Source organism: Blastococcus saxobsidens DD2 (assembly GCF_000284015.1).
Lineage (GTDB): Bacteria > Actinomycetota > Actinomycetes > Mycobacteriales > Geodermatophilaceae > Blastococcus > Blastococcus saxobsidens_A.
This window is the reverse complement of sequence record NC_016943.1, coordinates 2673837-2691724: the sequence shown is the minus strand read 5'-3', so window position 1 is coordinate 2691724 and position 17888 is coordinate 2673837. Positions and strand designations below refer to the sequence as shown.

Here is a 17888-nt window from a genome sequence, read left to right as displayed (position 1 = left end):
GGCCAGGCACGACGGTTGTGTGACAGCTCGGTCAGCGGGCGCGCAGCGCCCGGCTTCCCGCCCGGAGCCGACGCGGGGCGGCCGCGGGCCGTTCGGCGACCGGCGCCGCGACCTGCTCCGTCAGCAGCGCGACCTCGGCCTGCAGGGCCGCTCGCCGCTGTTCCAGGGCCCCGATCTCCGAGCGGAGGGCCGTGGCCCGCCGGTCCAGGCGCTCCCGGTCGGCCTCGGCCTCGGCGTCGGCCCGGCGCCGCTCCTCCCGGCCGGCGGTGAGCATGCGCACGATCTCCTCGCGCGCCTGCAGCCGGGCGGCGGTGACGTCGTCCTCGGCCTGCCGGCGGATCCGCCCGGCCTCCGCGGCGGCCCGGCGCTCGAGGAGACGGGTCTCCTCCAGCCGCGCCGCGGCTTCGGCGGAGGCCGCCGTCCGGATCGCCTCGGCCGCCTCGACGATCCGGTCGGCGCGGCTGGTCCGCTCCTGTGCCTCGCTGGTCGCCACGGCGACCAGCCGGCCACCCTCGGTCTCGGCGTCGGCCAGGACGCGTTCGGCCATCCGGAGCGTCCCCTCGGCCTCCGCGGCGGCGGCGGAGCGGTGGGCGTCGGCCTCGGCCCGGATGCCGTCGGCCTCGTCGGCGGCCACGGCGAGCATGGCGCCCATCCGCCGGGACAACGAGACGAACTCGGCGCCACCCGAGGAGTGGGAGAGCAGTTCGCGCGCCTCGTCGAGCTCGGCGAGCGCATGCAGATGGCGGCTCTCCAGGTGTTCCCGCTCCTGCTCGGCGGTGGTCAGCTGGTGCTCTGCCCACTGGACGTAGGTGTCGACCTGGAAGCGGTCGTAGCCCAACAGCACCCGCCGGAACATCGGCGCCAGCTCGAAGATCGTCGGCAGGTCACCGGAGACGTTGGGCCGCGTGCGGTCCAGCGGCTCGTCGTCCGCCACTGCCTCGAGCCCGCCCGGCCCGGTGGCCGGCCGGTCCTCGGTGTGCAGGTCGGTGGTCATGTCCAGCTGCCTCCTTCCGCAGTCGGTCGAGTACGGAACGCTACGGCGACCGCTCCGGGAGCGCGCCTGCTGCCGGGCCCGGTGTCACCCGTCCGGGGCGGGGGCCTGGCTGCGCCCGGGGCCGGGCGCCGGTCGCGGTCTCCCTGCGGAACCTCCCTCGTGCGGGTGACGGAGCCTCCGGAGGGCGTTTCGGGATCCGTGGCTGAGCGCACCCTGCCTCCATGGCGCCCGCTCCGACCCCGCAGATGCCGGGGAACCTGACTGTCCCCGTGCTGTTCGGCTGGGAGAACCTGGTGACCGTCGTGGTCCTCGCGCTGGTCACCGCGCTGCTCTTCGTCGTGGTCCTCGCCGCCGCCGCGGCAGGCAGCCGGCGGTCGGAGTGGCGCGACTGGCTGGACTCCCGGCCGTCCGGGGCGGCGGGATCCGCCTCGGACCCGGCCGACCGGGACCGCCCGGTGCACCGGGGGCCCCGGTCGCGCTCGCAGCCGGTCTGAGGTCCTCAGCCCTCTGCTGCGCGGAGGAGCTGGGTGAGGTGCGCGAGTGCGGTCGCCACCTCCGTGAAGCTGGTGCTCAGCGGTGACAGGCCCATGCGCAGGCCGCGCGGCGGCCGGAAGTCGGGGAGGACGCCGCGACCCCACAGCTCGCCGACGGCCGTCCGCATCCCCTCGTGCTCGAGCGTGACGTGCCCTCCCCGGCGGTCCGGGTCGCGGGGGGAGGCGACCCCGACGCCGAGCGGGGCGAGCACCTCGTCCGCGAACGCGATGACGAACTCCGTGAGCGCCACGGACTTCTGCCGGACGGCCGGCATGCCGGCCCGCTGGATGAGCCGGAGCATGTCCTCGAGCGGGATCATCCCGAGGATCGGGGGCGTGCCGCTGAGGAAACGGCGGATGCCGGTGGCCGGCACGTACTCCGGGCCCATCGCGAACGGCTCGGCGTGCCCCATCCAGCCGGTGATCGGCTGGATGAGCGCGTCCTGCAGCCGCCGGGCGACGTAGCCGTACGCCGGCGCGCCGGGCCCGCCGTTCAGGAACTTGTAGCCGCAGCCGACGGCGAGATCGACCTCCGCCGCGTCCAGGCCGACCTCCACCACGCCGGCGGAGTGGCACAGGTCCCACAGCACGAGGGCGCCCGCCCGGTGCGCCGCTGCGGTGATCGCCGGCAGGTCGGCGAGGTAGGCCGACTTGTAGGCGACATGGCTGAGGAGCACCAGTGCCGTCCGGTCCGACAGCAGCGCCGCCACCTCGGCGAGCTGCACGCCGGTGGCCGGGTCCGGCTCGATCCACCGGATCGTCCGGCCGGTCTCCGCGGCGATCGTGGCGAGCAGGAACCGGTCGGTGGGGAAGTTCTCGGTGTCGGCGACGATCTCCGAGCGGTCCGGACGGGCGTCCACCGCAGCCCGGATGAGCTTGTAGAGCAGCACGGTCGTCGAGTCGCCGACGACGGTCTGCCCGGGCGCCGCCCCGAGGACCGCGCTCCCGATGAGGTCGCCCACGGCCGTCGGGCGGTCCAGCCACTGCTCGTCCCAGGCGCGGATCAGCCGCTCGCCCCAGTCGGACTCGACGAACGCGGACAGGCGCTCCCGCGTGACCTGCAGCGGCCGGCCGAGCGAGTTGCCGTCGAGGTAGGCGACGACCCCGGGAGGAAGGACGAACTCGGTCCGGCAGGCCGCGAGCGGGTCCCGCTCGTCCAGGTCGGCCGCCAGCCGGAGGAACTCCGGGGAGAGCACCTCCAGCGGGTCGGACGGGAACATGGGGATCCTCGGGTCGGCGGCGGTCAGCGGGCGGCTGGGCCCACCGGCACGGTAGCGCCGTCCGGCGGTCCCGCCGGGACCGGCTGGACCCCGGCGCAGGCGCCGTCGATGATCGAGGCCGTGGGATCCGAGGACCGGTCGGTGCTCTCCCGGCCCGCCTCCGCTCCGGACGCGGAGTTCGGCTACGCCTCTGGTCCGGACCAGGTGGCCGACGTCCGGTTTCCCCCGGCCGGAGCGGCCGACCGGCCGGTGCTGGTGGTCGTGCACGGGGGCTTCTGGCGGCCGGAGTACGACCGGGCGCACCTGGGGCCGATGGCCGAGGCGCTGGCCGCGGCCGGCTGGCCGACGGTGACGCCGGAGTACCGGCGCGTCACCGGCCGGCCCGACCTGGCCGTCGCGGACGTCCACGCCGCGGTGCGCAGTGTCGGCATGCGGCCCGAGCTGGGCCGGGGCGACCCGCGGGTGCTGCTCGTCGGGCACTCCGCCGGCGGTCACCTGGCACTGCAGGCGGCCGCGACCGCGGACCCGCTGCATGCGCCCGCCGGGGTGCTGGCCCTGGCGCCGGTGGCCGATCTCCGGGAGGGACAGCGGCTCGGGCTCGGGGACGACGCCGTCGTGGCCTTTCTCGGGCAGGACGCCGCCGCCCGCCCCGACCTGGACCCGGCCCGGCTGCCGGCCCCGGCGGGCCCGGTCCGGATCGTGCACGGGACGGAGGACGGGACCGTCCCGATCGAGGTGAGCGAGTCCTACGTCCGGCGCCGTCCCGGAGCGGTGCTGCTGCCCGTCCCCGCCGGCCACTTCGGCCTGATCGACCCGCGCAGCGCCGTCTGGCCCACAGTGCTCGCGGTGCTCGAGGAGCTCGGCTCCGGCTGAGCGGGGCAGCACCCGCGATTGGGACCGCCATGGGGACGTCTGCACCATGTGCCGCCCCGGGGGACGCGGACAGCATCGACGGCACCCGATCGACGCCGACCCGAGGACGCCCCATGAGCACGGTCAACGCCATCCCCGTCCCGTCGCCGGGAACGGCGACCTCCCCACCCTTCTCCCGGTCGCTGCGGATGGCCGCCGGGTGCTGCCTGATCGCCGGGGCGCTCCTCAACGGCCTGCCCCAGCTGATCGGGCACGCGCTCACCGGGGACCTGTCGTTCAGCGAGCAGATCGTCTGGGCGACCGAGCACCCGCTCGCGCACCGGGCCGAGCAGACCGCCCTGCTGGTCAGCTCGCTGTTCCTGGTCCCCGGGTTGCTCGGCGTGGCGCACGTCTGCCGGTTCCGGGCCCCGGTGCTGACGGCGTTCGCCACACCGCTGGTGGTCTGGGGGATGTGGGGCTTCACCAACGTCCTGGCGACGGGGTACGTGGCCGGAACCGTCGCTCCCACGGTGCTGCCGGTCGATCAGGCGGTGGCGCTCAGCGACGCGCTCAGCGGACACCCGGGCACCGTCGCCGCCGCGCTCGTGCCGCACCTGCTCGGCAGTTTCCCGGGACTGGTCCTGCTCGGCGTCGCCGTCTGGCGGTCGGGGGCCTTTCCGCGCCCGGCGGCGGTCCTGCTCGTGGGCTTCCTGGTCTGGGACTTCCTCCTGCCGCCGCTGGGTCCGGTCGGTCCGCACCTGCTGCTGGTGATCTCCTGGATCTGGCTCGGCAGCTCCCTGATCCGGATGCCCACGGCTCGCTGGCGAGGCGTCATGGACGGCGCTCGCTGAGGGCCGACGAGCCACTCCGGCGCCCCATACTTCGGGCGTGGAGCTGACCGCCCGGGGAACCGCGGTGGTGGCCTCGACCGCCACCGCGGTCGCCCTGGCCTGCGCGGGCACGGCGGCGTGGCCGGGTCTGCTCGACGCCGAGGCCGGCAGCGTCGCCGGCTGGGCGAAGCCGGTGCTGCTGGCCGCGATCATGGCCGGCGTCGGCGCGGTCCTCACCACCGCCCGGCCGCGGAACCCGCTCGGCTGGCTGGCCCTGGCCGATGCCCTGCTGTTCGGGGCGGCGGCACTGGGGGCCCAGTGGACCAGGCATGCGCCGGACGGCGACCGGGGGAGCGCCGTGGCCTGGGCGGCCTGGACCGCCGACCGCTTCTCCGCGTTCCTGGTGGTGGGCGTCCTGCTGCTGCTGCTCCTGCTGCCGGACGGACGGCTGCCGTCGCGCCGATGGCGGCCCGTCGTCGGTGCCGTGGTGACGCTGCAATGCGTGGCGGTGGGGGCGTTCGCGACCGTGCGGGGCCCGGCCGCCGCGCCGGACACCTCCCTGCCCGGGTACACGCTGCAGCTGCCCAACCCGGTGGGTGTGCTGCCCCCGGGGCTGGCCGGCCGGCTGGACGGGCTGGACACGGTGCTGCTGCAGCTCCCGCTGCTGCTCGGCCTGGTCGCCACCGTCGTACGGCTACGGCGCGCGGCCGCCGAGGAGCGGGTGCGCGTCGTCGGTGTCCTGCTGGCCGCGTCCACCTTCGTGCTCCTGGTGGTCATCGGGCACGCCTGGTGGCCCCAGCTGGCCGACGCCTTCGACGTGCTGGCCGGCGCGTTGCTGGCGCTGCAGCTGACGGCCACGGTGCTCGGCCGGCGGCCGCGGCTGGTCGCCGTGCTGGTGCGGCAGGCGTTCGTCCACACCGTGCTGACGGTGGTCGTCGGCGGCGTCGCCATCGGGATCGGCATCCTGCTCACCCGCCGCGGCGCCGATCTCCCCGCGTTCGGTACCGCGGTGATCGCCGGCGGCACGGCTCTGGCGCTCTCTCCCTTCCGGGCGCGGCTGGCCCGGCTGGTGCACCGGCTGCTCTACGGGGACCTGGCCGATCCGTACCGGGCGTTGCAGCGGCTTGCCGAGCAGACGCACCGGGAACCGTCGATCGACATGGTCCTCGGTGGGCTGGCGGCGAGCGCGGCGGCGTCCCTGCGGGCGCCCTGGAGCGCGGCGTCGGCCGGTGGGTGCGTCGGGACCTGGGGGCACCGACCCGCGGACGGCACCGAGGCCGGTGCGGACCTGCTCCACGGGTCGATCCGGCTCGGCGCCCTCAGCGTCGGTCTGGGGCCCGGCCGGCGGCTGGGCACCGACGAGCGACGGCTGCTGGCGGAGCTGGGTCGCCACGGCGGGGTGGCGGTGCAGGCGGCGCTGCTGGCCGAGGACGTGCGGGCCGGCCGCCAGCGGTTGGTGGTGGCCCGCGAGGAGGAACGCCGTCGGCTGCGCCGGGACCTGCACGACGAGGTGGGTCCGACGCTCGCCGGGCTCGCGATGCAGCTGGGCGCCCTCCGTCCGCTGCTGCATGCCGATCCGGCAGCGGCCGCCGACCGGCTGCTGCGGCTGCAGGACGCGGCCGCCTCGGCGCTGGAGACGGTGCGCCGGGTGTCCCACGGCCTGCGGCCGCCCGCGCTGGACGAGCTGGGGCTGGCCGGTGCGCTCCGGCAGCTGGCCGAGTCCCTGGGGCTCCGGGTGTCCGTGGTGGCCCCCGACGCGCCCCGGCCGCCCGCGGCCGTCGAGGTGGCCGGCTACCTCATCGCCGCCGAGGCGCTGCACAACGTCGCCCGCCATGCGGGCAGCCCCGACGTCGAGGTGTCCGTGCGCCGGACCGGGGGAGACGTCGAGCTCCGCATCCGGGACGCCGGCACCGGTGTGGAGCCCGGCCGGCCGGCCGGCGTCGGGCTGCAGGCGATGCGCGAGCGGGCCGACGAGCTGGGCGGGAACGTGGTGGTGGAGTCCGTTCCCGGCCGGGGGACGACCGTCACGGCGCGGCTGCCAATCGGGGCGGGCCACGAGGTGCCGGCATGACCGCGGCGGTCACCGTCCTGCTGGCCGACGACCACGCGATGTTCCGCGAGGGCCTGCGGTTCGTGCTCGGACAGGAGCCGGGGCTGACGGTCGTCGGTGAGGCGGCCACCGGTGAGCAGGCGCTGAGCCTGGCCGCTGAGCTCGACCCGGACCAGGTTCCCGACCGCCGCCAGGCCATGCTCCGGTCCCGGGCCGCCGGGGGACGGGCGACTGGTCCGACGCGCTGAGGCGCGCCACTGCTCGCCGCACCGGCCCGACCCGTGCGGAACCGTGATCAGAACGCGGCGTCCAGCTGGGCGAGCAGCGTGGGTCCGTCCCAGGTCGGCGGCGGCATGATCCGGCGGATGGTCAGCAACGGGTACGCCGGGTCCTGCGGGTCGGAGAGCTGGAACGCCGCCCGGTAGCCCGCCGCCTCGACCCGGGGCAGCGCCTCGGGCGACCAGACGCCGTGCGGATAGGCCAGCAGGTCCACCGGATGGCCGAGGATCGCGGCCAGCTCGGCCCGCGGCCGGTCCAGCTGGACGGCCCACTGGTCGCCGGTGAGCCGATCGACCCGCTGGTGGTCCCAGCTGTGCGCACCGATGGTCATGCCGGCCCGGTCGAGGTCGCGCAGTTGGTCCGCGCTCAGCCAGTCCGGCTTGCCCAGGACGACGGTCATCGGGAAGAACGCCGCCGGGAAAGCCAACTCGGTGAGCACCGGCAGCGCGACGGAATGGTGGGTCACCGATCCGTCGTCGAAGGTGAGGAGCACCGGCCGGTCAGGGAGGGGCGTGCCGAACTGCAGGTGGTCCAGGAGCTGCCCGGTGCTGATCGGCGTGCGACCGCCGTCGCGCAAGGCCTGCAGCTGGGCCCGGAAGACGGACGGCGGGGTGATGATCGTGCGGGCGTACGCGCTGTCCCCGGCGCGGAACTCGCGCAGCTGGTGGAAGCACAGCACCGGCACGGTCGAGCGGGCCAGCACCTCCTCGGCCGTCGCGGGGGTGGGCGGGGCGCTGGTGGCCGGCGGCGTGCTGGGGGAGGGCGACGGGCTCGGCGCCGGCGAACGCGGGCCGCGGGTCGTCGGGGCGGTCGACCGGTCGCTGGTCGGGGCCGAGCAGGCCCCGAGCAGCACCGTCCCGGCTGCGGCGAGGAACGTCCGTCTGCGCATGCCTGCCACCTTCACGGGTGGCCGACGGAGGAGCAAGATCGTCGACCGTCGGCCGCGCGTGTCGGCCGGAACCCGCCGTCCGGCGGGGGGCCGGCGCGTCCTACCGTTCTGCTCGCGTGCCCGGGGCGGGCCGCGGAGACGAGGGGGGCGGCCGCGGGATGGTGGATGCCTTCCCGGCCGACCTGCTGCCCGCCGACCTGAGCGGCGGCGTCCTCCTGCTCCTGCTGCTCGCCGCGCTCGCCGCCGGGTGGATCGACGCCGTCGTCGGGGGCGGCGGGCTCCTCCAGCTGCCCGCGCTGCTGCTGGTCCCGGGGATCGGCCCGGTGCAGGCGCTGGCGACGAACAAGCTCGCGTCCCTCTTCGGCACCACCACGAGCGCGACCACCTTCTACCGCCGGGTCCACCCCGATCTGCGCACCGCCCTCCCGATGGCCGCGGTGGCCCTGGTGGGCAGTTTCGCCGGCGCGTCGGTCGCCGCGGCCCTGCCGGCCAGCGTGTTCAAGCCGATCATCGTCGTCGCGCTCGTCGGCATCGCCCTGTTCACCGCGCTGCGCCCCTCGCTCGGCGAGGTGACGGCGCTGCGCCACAGCGGCCGCCGGCATCACGGCATCGCGGCAGCGCTGGGGGCCGCCATCGGGTTCTACGACGGCATCCTGGGCCCGGGCACGGGGTCGTTCCTGGTGTTCGCCATGGTCTCGTTGCTGGGCTACGACTTCCTGAACGCCAGTGCCAAGGCCAAGATCGTCAACGTCGCCACCAACGTGGGGGCGCTGCTGTTCTTCGTTCCCCACGGCGCGGTGTTCTGGGGCCTCGGGATCCTGATGGGCCTGGCCAACATGCTCGGCGGCTACCTCGGCGCCCGGGCGGCGACCGCGCGCGGGACCCGCTTCATCCGGGTCGTCTTCCTCGTCGTCGTCACCGCGCTGATCTGCCGGCTGGGCTGGGACGTGTGGACGGAGAACCTCCGCCCGCTCCTGTCCTGACAGCGGTCGGGCATGCTGGAGGTGCCTCCGGACGCTGGGCGGGCAGACGCCCACCGTCGATGGAGGTGCGGATCAGCAGGGGAGAACGGGTGAACGACTTGAAGGCACTCCTGGTCGAGGGGATCCATCCCGTCGCCGCGGACGTGCTGGCCTCGTCCGGTATCGAGGTCGACCGGGAGAGCCGGGCCATGGGTGGCGAGGAGCTGGTCTCGCGGCTGGCGGGGGTCCAGGTGCTGGGGCTGCGCTCGGGCACGCACGTGACCGCCGAGGTGCTCGCGCAGGCGCCGGACCTCCGGGTCATCGGCGCCTTCTGCATCGGCACCAACCAGATCGACCTGCGGGCGGCGACCGAGCGCGGCATCGCGGTGTTCAACGCCCCGTTCTCGAACACCCGCAGCGTTGTCGAGCTCGCCATCGCCGAGATCATCGCGCTCACCCGGCGGCTGACCGTCCAGGACGACGCCATGCACGCGGGGCAGTGGCGGAAATCGGCGAAGGGCAGCCACGAGCTGCGCGGCCGGCGGCTGGGCATCGTCGGGTACGGCAAGATCGGCAGCCAGCTCTCCGTGCTGGCCGAGGCGCTCGGCATGCACGTGCGCTTCTTCGACACCGCCGACCGGCTCGCCCTCGGCAACGCCCGCCGGTGCGCCACGCTCGAGGAGTTGCTGGCCGACTCCGACGTCGTGTCCCTGCACGTCGACGGCCGTCCCGGCAACAGCGGCATGTTCGGCGACGCGCAGTTCGGGCTGATGCCCCGGGGCGCGATCTTCCTCAACCTCTCCCGCGGCTTCCTCGTCGACCACTCCGCCCTGCGCGAGCGGATCGTCAGCGATCACCTGGCCGGCGCCGCCGTCGACGTCTTCCCGAACGAGCCGGCCGGGCCGGGTGACCCCTTCGAGTCGGAGCTGCGGGGGCTGCCCAACGTCATCCTCACGCCGCACGTCGGCGGCTCCACCGAGGAGGCGCAGCAGGACATCGGCGACTTCGTCGCCGGCAAGCTGCTGGGCTACCTGCGCGCCGGGGCCACGGGGTTGTCGGTGAACCTCCCCGAGGTGCAGCTGCCCCGGCTGGACGGCGCCACCCGGCTGCTGCTCCTGCACCGGAACCAGCCCGGGGCCCTGGCCCACCTCGCCGGGGTGCTCGCCGACGGCGGGCTCAACGTCGAGCAGCAGCTGCTCACGACCTCCGGGACGGTGGGGTACGCGGTGACCGATGTCCGCGGCACGGTCGGGGACGGCGTGGTGGACCGGCTGCGCGGGCTGCCGGAGACCATCCGGCTCGACCTCCTGACCGGCTGAGGCGCTGGGTCAGACGAGGATGCGGCAGCCGTGCAGGCGGTCCGCGGCCTCGGCGGCGAGCAGGATCCGGCGGGCCGGCCGGTAGCGGCCCTCCCGCAGCGTGCGGGCCTTGTCCGGGTCGTGCTCGGCCAGCGCGGCGCTGGCGGCGAGGTCGTGGCTGTTGGCGACGAGCTTCACCAGGCGGCCCAGCGGATGGGTGGCCGCGCGGCGGATCAGGCCGGACATGTACGGCTCGCCGGGGCGCGGGGTCACCGCGTCGACGGCCTCGACGACGACCTCCGGCACCCCCAGGAGACGCAGCCGGTCGAGGTCGTAGCGCCGGGCGGGGTCCGGGTGGTCCCGGGTGCTGCCGACGATGTCGCGGAGCAGGCCGGCCATCACCGCGTCCGGTCCGTACGGCCGGAGCAGCTCGGCGACGGGACGCAGGTGGGCGAGGTAGTGGTCGCGGCCGTGCTCGTCGAACTGTCCCTCGTGGGCGTCCAACGCGAGCAGGTGCGCGTCGGGAACGGTGAAACCCACGCCCCCGAGGCTAGGCGGTCCGGGTCAGCGCGCGCCCCGGAACCGGAGGGCCAGCTCCACCCGGTTGCGGGCGTCGAGCTTGACCAGCATGCGCGAGACGTGGTTCTGGACCGTCTTGACCGTGAGCCCGAGCCGGCGCGCGATCACGGCGTTGTCGTGGCCGTCCGCCAGCAGGCGCAGCACCTCGCTCTCCCGATCGCTGAGCCCGGGGACGGAGACCGGCCGGGGACGGCCTCCCGCGCGCACGCTGCCGAGAACCCGGGCGGTGAGGCCGCGGCCGAACACCGCGGCTCCGCTGCTGACCGCACGGACCGCGGCCAGGAGCTCCTCCTGGCCGGCTCCCTTGAGGACGTAGCCCCGGGCACCGGCCTCGATCGCGGACACGAGGGCGTCGTCGTCCTCGACCATCGTGATCACGAGGACGGCGGTGTCGGGGCTGGCGCGCAGCACCTGACGGGTGGCCTCGACACCGGACATGCCGGGCAGGTTCAGGTCCATCAGGACGACGTCCGGCCGGTGCTCGGCGGCCAGCCGCACGGCCTCCTCGCCGGAGGCCGCCTCCCCGACCACCGTGGTGTCGCCGACGGACTCGAGCAGACCCCGCAGCCCGCGCCGGAACATCGGGTGGTCGTCCACGACGCCGATGCGGATCGGCGTGGTCATGCGGTGCCGCCGGATGCTGCGGCCAACGGGAGCGTGGCCCGTACGACGGTCCCGCCGCCGGAACGGCGGCCGACGACGAGGGCGCCGCCCAGCTCCTCGGCCCATTCCCGCATCGTGGCCAGTCCGTTGCCGCCGCCCGGTCGTCCGGGTGCCGTCCTGGGGCCGCAGCCGTCGTCCTCGACCACGAGGGTGAGCGACCGATCCGTGTCCGTCCCGACGCGGACCCGGACCTCCGCGGCCGTGGGCCCGGCGTGACGGACGGCGTTGGTCACCGCCTCCTGGGCGATCCGGTACGCCGCCACCTCGGTGGCGGCGGGGAGCGGTGGCAGCAGGCCGTCGGCCTCCACCGCCACCCGCAGGGGGCCGGCGCCCATCCGCCGGGCGAGGGCGTCGATCGCGCCCACCAGGCCCAGATCGTCCAGGGCCGCCGGGCGCAGGTCCTCGACGATGCGGCGCACGTCGGCCACCGCCTCCTGCACGTCGTCGCGCAGTCCCCTCAAGGCCCGGTCGACCGCGGGATCGCGGCCGACGGTGTTGCGCGCGGTGTCCACCCGGAGCGTCAGCCCCGCCAGAGCGGGCCCCAGACCGTCGTGCAGCTCTCGGCGCAGGCGACGCCGTTCCTCCTCGCGGGACAGCACCAGCCGCTCCCGGGAGGCCTGCAGCTCCCGGGACAGGTCCAGCGCGCGGACGACCGGAGCCAGCTGGTGCGCGAGGGCACCGAGCACGGGCCCCACCACGGGGCCGCCGCGGACCCCGGCCAGCCGGAGCACGCCCACCACCAACCGCTGGTGGACCAGGGGGACGTCGTCCACAGGGGTCACGGGGACACCGCGGGACGCCAGGACCGAACCGTCGATCCCCAGCACGGCGACGTAGGGGAGGCGCAGCGACTCCACGAGCGCGTCGACGACCGACGGCAGCGTCTGGTCCGGGGCGGCCGCGCCGGACCAGCCGGTCGCCGAGCCGCCGGCTGATCTCGGTCGGCCGCTCCCAGGCGCCGTAGGTGATCCGGTTGACCGAGCGCTGGACCGCGTCGCGCAGCGGGAGGAAGACCACCGCGACGACGGCCGCGGCCACCAGCGAGAGCCACCCGGAGAGCTCCGCGCTCAGCGCGGCGCCGACCCCGCCCACGATGACCACGTAGACGGTGACCACGACGCCGGTCAGCAGCCCGTAGACGAGGGTGCGGTTCACCGCCCGGCGCAGGTCGTAGAGATCGTGCTGCAGCACGGCGGTGCCGACGGCGAGGGGGACGCCCGCGACCGCCAGGGGGAAGGCGATCGCCGTCTCGCTCAGGTCCACGACGATCCAGACACCGATTAGCAGCGACGCGGCGGCGGCGAGGACGAGTGCGCCGATCTGCTGGCGCGTGAGCGCGTCGGCCCGCCGCCAGCGGTGGGCGACGGCCAGGAGACCGACGAGCGCGCTCAGGACCGACAGGGCCAGACCCGCGACGGGGAGCAGGTCCACGGCCGGGCGCCAGCCGGTCGGCAGGCCGATCGGGTTGCGGACCCCGGCCAGCCGGTAGTCGAGCGGCTAGCAACGACACCATCATCGCGACGGCGATGCGTGTCGAGCCGGCCGAGTAGAAGGCGGCCACGGCTGCGGCGTCCCCGTGCAGGGCGGGGGTGCTGCCCTGGAGGGCGTTGCCCGCCACGGCGAGGACGGCGAAGGCGACGCCGGCGGCGACGGGCATGCGGTCGGTGAGTGGAGTGGACACGGGTCTTCCTCTTCGCTGCGCGGGCGGCGACACGGCGGACCGGTGACCGGGTCGCTGCCACCCGGCTCCGGCCGTGCCTTCTCGGACGCCGCAACGGTCGGCGAGAGAGGTTCCCGTGTCATCCGGCGCCTTCCCGGCCGGACGGGAGGAACTCCCGGGATCCGGACCACCGAGCCGGGCGTTCCGTCGACCGTGCGGCAGCACGGCCGGCCTCGCCAACGACCGCGCATGCGGCAACGTAATATCGAACGGATAGCGCGATATCGGTTCGAAAGGGGAAGTATGTGAAACGGGCCGGCATGGAGGTACCCGTGGTCTGGCGGGGCCGCCGTGTTCACGCGTTCGTTCCCCAACTGCTCGCGGACCGCGATCTGAGCCTCGACCACCAGGCAGCCAGCCGCTGCGGCGCGGCCGGGACGAGCGTGGACCGCGGAGCCGAGGCGTTGCCCGACGACTACGCGCCGCTGGCCCGGCTGCTGCTGCGCGCCGAGGGAGTCGCGTCCAGTTACATCGAAGGAGTCGCGGCGCCGGTCGTCGACGTCATCCTGGCCGAGCACGCCGGCCCCGGTGGGCACACTCCGGCGGCCTGGGTGGCGGCGAACCTCGCCGCCACGGAACAGGCGATCGTCCACGCCGGGGGCACCGAGCGGCTCACCGTCGAGGAGTTGTGCCGCTGGCACGCGGCGCTCATGGCCGGCAGCCCCACGCCGGCGCAGCACGTCGGTCGCCTCCGCGAGGAGCAGGGCTGGATCGGTGGCACCAGTCCCCTGGACGCGCACCTGGTCACCCCGCCGCCCGGAGAGCTGGCCGGGCTGCTGGAGGATCTGGTCGTGTTCGTCAACGACGCGGGCATCTCGCGCAGCGCCGTGGACCCGATCGCGGCGGCCGCGATCGCCCATGCCCAGTTCGAGGTGATCCATCCGTTCGCCGACGGCAATGGCCGGATCGGGCGCGTGCTGGTCTCCTGGCTGCTCACCCGCCGGCTGCGGCTGCTCACCCCACCCCCGGTCAGCGTGCACCTGGCCGCTGACGTCGGCGGGTACACCGCGGGGCTGACCCAGTACCGGTTCGGTCAGACCAGCGCCTGGGTCACGTGGTTCGCCGACGCTGTCTCCGGAGCCGGACGCGCCCAGTCCGAGCTCGTCGGGGCGGTGGACCGCATCCGGGCCGGCTGGCAGACGAAGCTGGCCGCGCACGGCCGGGCGAGGGCGCTGCGCGCGGACGCGGCCGCCTGGCGCGTGCTGGCGCTGCTGCCGCGGCATCTGGTCCTCACCGCGCCGGTTGTTTCCGAGGCGCTCGGGGTGACCGGTAAGGCAGCCCGAGAGGCACTGCGGACGCTGGCCGACGTCGGCGTGCTCACGGCCTACGACTCCGCCTCCGGCACCATCGGTTCCCCCGGGCGGGGGCGGCCGGCGCGCCTGTACGTCAGCGAGGAGCTGCTGGGCCTGGCCGGATCCAGCCCACTGCGCCGCTGACCGGGCCGAACCCGCCCAGCTGCTGATCGTCCGACGGTGCCACGCAGGCGGGGCGTCCCCGCACAGCGGAACCCACGCCCGCCGCATCACGCCATGTCGAGGGCGACCTTGTACTGGCCGGCCCGCGGCTGGATCGCCGCGGTGAAACCCTGCTGCACGTCGCCGGCCCGGTGGACGTCGGTCACGTAGACCTCCCGGAGCGCGGGGTGCGCCGCGAGGTAGCTCCCGGCGTCCCGGAGCACCCGGCGCCGCTCGAGGGTGACCCCCGCGCGCAGCGTGATGTTCTTCCGCAGGAACGTCAGCATGTCCAGCGGGTAGACCGCGTCGTCGGGGATGCCGAAGTAGAGGATCTCCCCGCCGGCGGCGACGCTGTCCAGGCAGTCCTTCAGCGTCGTGACCTGGTGCCCCACCGCCTCGACGACCACGCTGGGGCGGTCGGTCTCGCCGAGGGTGGCCGACCACAGGTTGGCGCTGGCGGTGACGGTCTCGTCCACGCCGAAGACGTCGGCATCCCGGCTCCGGTCGATCCGGTCCACCCCGACGACGTGGCCGGCTCCGCGCTGCTTGAGCACGTGGCTGAACAGCAGCCCGATCGGCCCCTGGCCGACCACCGCCACCGTGCGCCCGCGCACGTCCCCGACCTGCTCGACGGCGTAGAGCACGCACGCCAGCGGTTGCAGCATGACCGCGGTGGTGGGCGCCATCGTGGTGTCGTAGCCGGCCAGCCCCTCGCCGTCGCTGACCACGAGCTCGGCGATCGCGTCGAACGCCGACGCCCAGCCGACGACCAGGTCGCCGGCGGCGTGCGCCGGATGCCGGCTGGCCACGACCTCGCCGACGACCTCGTGCAGGGGGAAGCCCGGCGCGGGCGACGCCGGGGTGCCCCGGTTGGCGGCGTGCAGGAACGGTGCGCCCTTGAAGAACGGCAGGTCGCTGCCGCAGATGCCGCCGGCGCTGGTGGCCAGCAGGACCTGGCCGTCGGCGAGCTGCTCGGCGCGCGGCGCCTCGACCTCGACCTCCCGGAAGGTGAACGGTCCGTCCAGCACCTGGGCCCACATGTCAGTCGTCTCCCGTTTCGATCAGCGGCGTCCCGGAGAGTCTCTCCCGGCGGCCGGGAGTCGCGCGGGCGGGCGCCATGGGTGCGCGCGCGGTCAGCCGCTGCCAGAGTGAGGCGATGACCGAGACACCCCTCAGCCGCTTTCCCCTCCGGCCACCGGACGAGCTGCCGGCCGACCTCGCCGAGCGGTACGCGGAGGTGGCCGAGCGGTCGGGCTTCCTGCCCAACGTCTTCGCGGCGCTGGCCTGGCGGCCGGACGAGGCGCGGGCGTTCTTCGCCATGCACGACGCCCTGATGGACAAGGAGACGCCGGGGCTGTCGAAGGCCGACCGCGAGCTGATCGTGGTCGCGACCAGCGCCGGCAACGACTGCCTGTACTGCGTCGTGGCGCACGGTGCGGTGGCGCGGATCCGCGCCCGCGACCCGTACATCGCCGACCAGGTCGCCGTCGACTGGCGCAAGGCACCGCTGTCGCCGCGGATGCACGCCGTGCTCACCGTGGCGACCCGCCTGGCCGCCGATCCGGCCGCCGTCACCGCGGACGACCTGGCGAGCCTCGCCGAGCACGGCCTCACCGAGGACGACGTCTGGGACGTCGGCATGATCACGTCGTTCTTCGCGCTGTCCAACCGGCTGGCGCACTTCGCCGCGCTCGCGCCCAACCCCGAGTTCTTCCTCATGGGCCGGCTGCCACGGGGCACAGAGGGCGCCGCCGGGTCGGCGGGCTGAGCCGGTGGCGCGCCGGTGCGGTCGCGGGCACCGGGGCTGACGAGCAGGATCGTCGGGCGACGGCTGACGACACCGCCGCGGACGCAGAACTCGACGAAGGGAGCGGCCGGGCATGGCGATCAGCGAGGGCGACCTGCGGCGGCGGTGGTCGGAAGGACAGCCGTGCCACGGCCTGTGGAGCGCCTTGCCGGGCGCCGTGACCGGCGAGATCCTGGCGCGGACCGGCGCCGACTTCGTCGTCGTCGACCTGCAGCACGGGGCCCGGTCCGAGGCCGAGCTGCCGGGGGTGGCGGCGGCGATCACCGCGGCGGGATCGGTGCCGCTCGTCCGGACCCGCAGCTCGCTGTTCCCCGACGTCGGACGGCCGCTGGATCTCGGCGCCTGCGGGGTCATCGTGCCCAACGTGCGCGATGCCGAGCACGCCCGGGAGGTCGTCGCCACCTGCCGGTACGCGCCGGCGGGCAGCCGGTCGATCGGCCGGTTCTCCGGCGGCGCCGAGGACCCGCTCGCGATCGTGATGGTCGAGACCGCGACGGCGCTGGAGGACCTCGACGCCGTCCTGGCCGTCGACGGGCTGGACGGGGTGTTCGTCGGTCCGGGCGACCTCGGGCTGGCGCTCGGCCTGACCGGTGCGGACCGGCGGGCGGAGCTGCGCGGGGTCCTCTCGTCGATCGTCGCCCGGGCCGGCGCCGCCGGCGTACCGGTGGGCGTGTACGCGCACAACGGCGAGGAGGCCGCCGGCTACGCGGCCGAGGGAGCGACGATCGTCACCGCCGCGGCGGACGCCGCCACCCTCGCGCAGGCCATGGCGCAGCACCTACGGGTCGCGCGGGACCGCCCGGGGCCGGAGCGCCCGTGACCGGCGCCGGGCCCGGGGACCTCAGGCGGTGCAGCCGTCCGGTCCGCAGACGGCGCCGTCGCTCGCCACGGAGATCAGCGGGGAGCGCTCCGACCACGCCCGCTCCAGCACCTGGAGCAACGCGTCGGCCGACTGGGCCCCGTTGACGCCGTACTTCCGGTCGACGACGAAGAAGGGCACCCCGCTGATGCCCAGCGCGGCCGCCTCGGCCTCGTCGCCGCGGACTGCACCGGCGTACCGCTGGTCCTCGAGCGCCGCGCGCACCTCGTCAGCGTACAGACCGGCGTCGGCGGCCAGCCGGACCAGGGTCTCGCGGTCGCCGACGGCCTCGCCCTCGCTGAAGTAGGCGGTCAGCAGCCGCTCCTTCACCGCGTCCTGCACCCCGCGCTCGGCGGCCAGGTGGATCACCTGGTGGGCGTCGAAGGTGTTGGCGCGCACCGCCCGGTCGAACCGGAAGTCCAGCCCCTCCGCGGCGGCCTGCTGCGTCATGTGGTCGGTCATCTGCTGCGCGCCGGCGACCGAGGTGCCGTACTTGCGGGCCAGCCGCTCCGCGTAGCCGGTCGCCGAGACCCCGTCCCCGGCAGCGGCCGACCGCGCCCCGGGGTCGAGCTCGAACGCCTTCCACTCCACCTCCACCTGGTCACGGTGGGGGAACCGCGCGAGGGCGGCCCCTAACCGGCGCTTGCCGATGTGGCACCAGGGACAGACGACGTCGGACCAGATCTCGACCTTCACGACCGGCGCAACCACGGCGGCCGGCGGCGGCATTCCCGCACGTTCCGCGGCGCGACGGAGCTCCGTGGGCCGGCAGGGTCTAGCATCGGACCAGCACCGTTCATCGGCAGACGGCGCTCGTCCGGTGACGACGCCCCGTGTGCGCTCGTCGCCCCGGCCATCGACCGGCCGCTCCGGGTTCCTCCCGGAGGGCGGGCTGCCTC

General features: G+C 75.2%; 19 protein-coding genes. 11 read left to right on the top strand and 8 right to left on the bottom strand.

The window, feature by feature from the left end; all coding sequences use genetic code 11:
* Positions 1-31 precede the first annotated feature (31 nt).
* Positions 32-994, bottom strand: coding sequence for a hypothetical protein (locus BLASA_RS12735; RefSeq protein WP_014376567.1), 963 nt, complete (start codon positions 992-994; stop codon positions 32-34).
* Positions 995-1215: 221 nt separating this feature from the next.
* Between BLASA_RS12735 and BLASA_RS12725 the strand changes: the two genes are divergently transcribed.
* Positions 1216-1488, top strand: a complete 273-nt coding sequence (locus tag BLASA_RS12725) for a hypothetical protein (protein WP_041775744.1) — start codon at positions 1216-1218, stop codon at positions 1486-1488.
* Positions 1489-1493: 5 nt separating this feature from the next.
* Here BLASA_RS12725 and BLASA_RS12720 read toward each other — a convergent pair whose 3' ends face one another.
* Positions 1494-2747 carry a kynureninase gene (locus tag BLASA_RS12720; RefSeq protein ID WP_014376565.1) on the bottom strand — a complete coding sequence of 418 codons (1254 nt, stop codon included), beginning with the start codon at positions 2745-2747 and terminating at the stop codon, positions 1494-1496.
* Positions 2748-2867: 120 nt separating this feature from the next.
* Between BLASA_RS12720 and BLASA_RS12715 the strand changes: the two genes are divergently transcribed.
* From BLASA_RS12715 to BLASA_RS12700, 4 genes are all read left to right on the top strand, one after another.
* On the top strand, positions 2868-3620 hold the full coding sequence (locus BLASA_RS12715) for an alpha/beta hydrolase family protein (protein WP_041776470.1): 753 nt from the start codon (positions 2868-2870) through the stop codon (positions 3618-3620).
* Positions 3621-3733: 113 nt separating this feature from the next.
* Positions 3734-4450, top strand: a complete 717-nt coding sequence (locus tag BLASA_RS12710; protein WP_014376563.1) for a hypothetical protein — start codon at positions 3734-3736, stop codon at positions 4448-4450.
* A gap of 37 nt (positions 4451-4487) precedes the next feature.
* Positions 4488-6500, top strand: coding sequence for a sensor histidine kinase (locus BLASA_RS12705; RefSeq protein WP_014376562.1), 2013 nt, complete (start codon positions 4488-4490; stop codon positions 6498-6500).
* Complete coding sequence (locus tag BLASA_RS12700; RefSeq protein ID WP_014376561.1) at positions 6497-6727, top strand: response regulator; 231 nt, start codon at positions 6497-6499, stop codon at positions 6725-6727. Before BLASA_RS12705 ends, BLASA_RS12700 begins: the two co-directional genes overlap by 4 nt.
* A gap of 47 nt (positions 6728-6774) precedes the next feature.
* On the opposite strand, the gene BLASA_RS12695 is transcribed toward BLASA_RS12700, so the two are convergent.
* The gene (locus tag BLASA_RS12695; protein WP_014376560.1) at positions 6775-7647 is read right to left on the bottom strand and encodes a polysaccharide deacetylase family protein; all 873 of its coding nucleotides are present in this window, start codon (positions 7645-7647) and stop codon (positions 6775-6777) included.
* Between the two features lie 116 nt (positions 7648-7763).
* On the opposite strand from BLASA_RS12695, the gene BLASA_RS12690 reads away from it, so the two are divergent.
* A complete protein-coding gene (locus tag BLASA_RS12690; protein WP_231839460.1) occupies positions 7764-8630 on the top strand; it encodes a sulfite exporter TauE/SafE family protein in 867 nt (288 codons plus the stop codon).
* Between the two features lie 89 nt (positions 8631-8719).
* Positions 8720-9928, top strand: coding sequence for a phosphoglycerate dehydrogenase (serA, locus tag BLASA_RS12685; protein ID WP_014376558.1), 1209 nt, complete (start codon positions 8720-8722; stop codon positions 9926-9928).
* Positions 9929-9937: 9 nt separating this feature from the next.
* Here the strand turns inward: serA and BLASA_RS12680 are convergent, their stop codons facing one another.
* Genes BLASA_RS12680 through BLASA_RS12670 form a run of 3 tightly spaced genes read right to left on the bottom strand, consistent with a single transcriptional unit; the run spans position 9938 to position 12006 of the window.
* Positions 9938-10447, bottom strand: a complete 510-nt coding sequence (locus BLASA_RS12680; RefSeq protein WP_014376557.1) for a hypothetical protein — start codon at positions 10445-10447, stop codon at positions 9938-9940.
* A 24-nt stretch (positions 10448-10471) separates the two neighbouring features.
* Positions 10472-11110 (bottom strand): response regulator, encoded by a 639-nt coding sequence (locus tag BLASA_RS12675; RefSeq protein WP_014376556.1) that lies wholly within the window; start codon positions 11108-11110, stop codon positions 10472-10474.
* Complete coding sequence (locus BLASA_RS12670; protein ID WP_014376555.1) at positions 11107-12006, bottom strand: sensor histidine kinase; 900 nt, start codon at positions 12004-12006, stop codon at positions 11107-11109. Before BLASA_RS12670 ends, BLASA_RS12675 begins: the two co-directional genes overlap by 4 nt.
* A gap of 116 nt (positions 12007-12122) precedes the next feature.
* Between BLASA_RS12670 and BLASA_RS26305 the strand changes: the two genes are divergently transcribed.
* Positions 12123-12254: a hypothetical protein gene (locus BLASA_RS26305; protein ID WP_269446672.1), complete on the top strand. Its 132-nt coding sequence runs from the start codon at positions 12123-12125 to the stop codon at positions 12252-12254.
* An 875-nt stretch (positions 12255-13129) separates the two neighbouring features.
* The gene (locus BLASA_RS12660; RefSeq protein WP_014376554.1) at positions 13130-14305 is read left to right on the top strand and encodes a Fic family protein; all 1176 of its coding nucleotides are present in this window, start codon (positions 13130-13132) and stop codon (positions 14303-14305) included.
* 86 nt (positions 14306-14391) lie between these two features.
* Here the strand turns inward: BLASA_RS12660 and BLASA_RS12655 are convergent, their stop codons facing one another.
* Positions 14392-15363, bottom strand: coding sequence for a zinc-binding dehydrogenase (locus BLASA_RS12655; RefSeq protein ID WP_014376553.1), 972 nt, complete (start codon positions 15361-15363; stop codon positions 14392-14394).
* 116 nt (positions 15364-15479) lie between these two features.
* Between BLASA_RS12655 and BLASA_RS12650 the strand changes: the two genes are divergently transcribed.
* Both BLASA_RS12650 and BLASA_RS12645 read left to right on the top strand, forming a co-directional pair.
* Entirely contained in the window at positions 15480-16091 is a 612-nt protein-coding gene (locus BLASA_RS12650) for a peroxidase-related enzyme (RefSeq protein WP_014376552.1), read from the top strand.
* Positions 16092-16203: 112 nt separating this feature from the next.
* Positions 16204-16950: an HpcH/HpaI aldolase family protein gene (locus BLASA_RS12645; RefSeq protein WP_014376551.1), complete on the top strand. Its 747-nt coding sequence runs from the start codon at positions 16204-16206 to the stop codon at positions 16948-16950.
* Between the two features lie 21 nt (positions 16951-16971).
* Here the strand turns inward: BLASA_RS12645 and BLASA_RS12640 are convergent, their stop codons facing one another.
* A complete protein-coding gene (locus tag BLASA_RS12640; RefSeq protein ID WP_197536219.1) occupies positions 16972-17685 on the bottom strand; it encodes a DsbA family oxidoreductase in 714 nt (237 codons plus the stop codon).
* Positions 17686-17888: the final 203 nt, after the last annotated feature.